General features: G+C 69.2%; 1 protein-coding gene. It reads left to right on the top strand.

Features of this window, described 5'->3' with window-relative positions; genetic code table 11:
- Positions 1-2923, top strand: a 2923-nt coding sequence (locus GXW71_RS34395; RefSeq protein ID WP_211858572.1) for a beta strand repeat-containing protein, incomplete at its 5' end; no start/stop codon positions are given.
- Positions 2924-2969 lie beyond the last annotated feature (46 nt).

Genomic DNA, 2969 nt, shown 5'->3' with positions numbered 1-2969 from the left:
CGGGCCGCAGGGCGGCGATGGCGGCTTCGTCGAGGTCTCCGGCGAGCGCGGCTTCCGGATGCTGGGTGCGATCGACGTCTCGGCGCCCGCAGGGCGCAGCGGCACGGTGCTGTTCGATCCGGACAACTTGCGCATCTCGGACGGTCCCGCCGGCGGCGACACGCCGGTCACCGGCGCGGATCTCTCCGACTTCGTTCTGGGCTTCGGGGAGGCGATGACCAATGCCGTGATCACGACGACGCAGATCGGAGGCATCGCTGGCGACCTGGTCCTGCAGGCCACGAACTCGATCACCGTGGAAAGCGCGGTCTTCAAAGGCCAGGGGGGCCTGACCCTGCAGACCGGATCGGCCGGCAGCATCGCCATCAATGCCTCCATCGGCCTCGGGATCGGTGATCTGGTGCTGATCGCCGGCACCGGCGGCATCACCCAGGCGAGCGGCGCGGCGATCTCGCTCAACTCCGGGCAACTGCGGGTGCAGTCCGGCGGTGATGTCTCCCTGACCGCCACGGGCAATACCGTCCCGCGCCTCGGCCCCTCCAACGTGACCGGCAACTTCACGATCGCCGCCAGCGGCCTCGGCAGTGCCGCCGAGGTATTGCTGGAAGGCGCCATCACCGTCAGCGGCACCTTCGACATCACGGGCCTGAACGCGACTCTCCGGCAGGCGGTCGGCTCGGTCATCACCACCAGCCGCCTCAATGCCGCGGCGACCGGAGGGTCGGGGCTGGGTGGCAACGTCGTGCTCACCGGCGCCAATCAGGTCGCGACGCTCGGCAATGTCACGGCCGCCGACAGCTTCATCGAGATCGTCAACGCCGACAGCCTGACGGTCGATGGCTCGCTGCAGCGCCTCGGCACCGGATCGGGCTCGATCCTCATCAGGGTCACGAATGGCGATCTGACGGTGAACGGCACTATCAACGCCGTGGTCAATGGGACCGGCGGCTTCGGCCTCACGGCCGCCGGCAACGTGACAATCGGCGCCGGTGCCGTGCTGACTGGTGCCACCGGCGAAGGCAGCAGCTCGATCCGTGCCGCGACACCCGACTCGAGCAGCAGCACGGACCCTGGCCTGCCGGGCCGCGTCACCCTTGCCGGCTGGGTGGAGGAGAACAGCCTCGTGCTCGGTGCCGGTCAGGGCGGCATCGTCCAGACGGGTGGCACGGTGGTCACCGGCAACCTCTCCCTGACCTCCGGCGGCGACGTCATCCTCGATCGGGGCGGCGCCCAGGGCGGCACGCCGAATTCGATCGTTGTCCTGAGCGGGTTCACCATCCCCGGCAACTTCGTGCTCGACAACGGCGCCTCTGATCTCACGGTGAGCGGGGCGATCGTCGCCGCGAATATCGGCATCATCACCTCTGCCAGGCTCATCCTGCCGGCACAGCCCTCACCCACCGTCGGCGGGACGGGCGGCTTCCTCTCCGCGGTGAATGGTCGCGTGTCGCTCCGCATCGGTGACCTGGTGATGCCGACCTCCGCCTTCGACGATGGTCCCCGTGTGCGCGGCGCCGTCGTGGAGATCGCGCCGGCGACCCAGCGGCCGGTGCTGTTGCCCTTCCCAAACGTGAGCGAGATCATACTGCCCCCTGAGCTCTTCGTCCTGTTCGACTCGGAGCTGGCACTAATCGCCGCGAGCGATACGCTGCGCATCGGTGCCACCACCTTCGGTGGTGTCACCACGGCCACGGCGACCTCGGTCGACGTCATTCGTCCGCTCGCCTTCGCCGGCACGCTCGACCTGCGCAGCCTTGGCACCATCGCACAGGCGGCAGACGCCAACCTCTCGGTCGGCGCCCTCGCCGGCGCGGCGGGCGGCGCCGTCACCCTGACCAATGCCGGCAACAGCATCGGCTTCCTGGATGATTTCTCGGCCGGCGGCGGCTTCTCGCTCACCGCGGGCGCGATCAATCTGCGCGGCCTGCTTTCGGCACCCGGCCAGATCGTGACGCTCAATGCCGGCAGCGGCATCCAGAGTATCGGCACCGGCCGCATAGAGGCAGGCGAGCTGCGCGCGGCCACGCAAGCCGGGTCGATCAGTCTGACCGGCGCCAACCAGCTCGACCGGCTGGGCGAAAGCAGCTCGCCCGGCGATCTCACCCTGGTCAATGCCGGGCCGCAGATGACGATCCCCTCCGGCCAGACGGTGCAGGCGGGCGGCACCGGCAATGTCACGGCAACCGCAGGCTCCATCACCGTGGATGGCACCATCCGTGCAGCGGAGCTCTCGCTCTCGGCGCCGACGGGAACGGTCACGGTGAACGGCTTCTCCGCCATCGCCTTTGCGGGCGGGCTGGCGCTCGCCGCCCAGAACGTCACCGTCAACGGCCTGATCGCTGGCACCTCCGGCATCACCGTGAACGCGACGCAGGCCGCCTCGCTGGCTGGGATCGCCCAGACGCCGACCCTTACCATCACCGCATCGCTGATCAGCTTCGGCGGGCTAGATGCCTCCGCGAGCAATGTGTTCCTGAATCTCGGTGGCAGCGGCAGCGCGAGCGGCGCGCTCGCCGTAGCATCGCTGCAGGTGGCGGATGGGTCGGGCACGGTTCTGACCGGCAGCATCGCCGGGAACACGACCGGCTCCGCCGCCGTGCTCGGCCGACGCTTTGCCAGCGGAACGCAGCTCGGCGATCCGCCACCCAATCAGTTCGACTACCTGTTCAACGACTGCCCGATCGGCGCCAGCAGCTGCGCCCGGCCAGTGCCCCCGACCGTGCCGCCATTCTCCTTCGATATCCCGACCTTCACCGTCGCCGACAACCCGCGCGGCCTGATGGGTGAGCTCGATCCCGCCGGCCAGCCGCTGGCCAATCCTCTGGTGCGGATCCCGGTGCTGCCCTTCATCACCCAGTCGGGCCGCGACACCTCGGAAGACCGCGAGCTGGCGCCACCCAATATCCGCGCGGAGGATTTCTGAGCATGCGCCGGTCCCTCGCTGCCCTCGCCTTGCTCTCGCTCCTCGG

The organism is Plastoroseomonas hellenica (genome assembly GCF_018129085.1).
GTDB classification, from domain to species: Bacteria; Pseudomonadota; Alphaproteobacteria; order Acetobacterales; family Acetobacteraceae; genus Plastoroseomonas; species Plastoroseomonas hellenica.
This window is presented reverse-complemented; position numbering and strand designations above follow the sequence as displayed.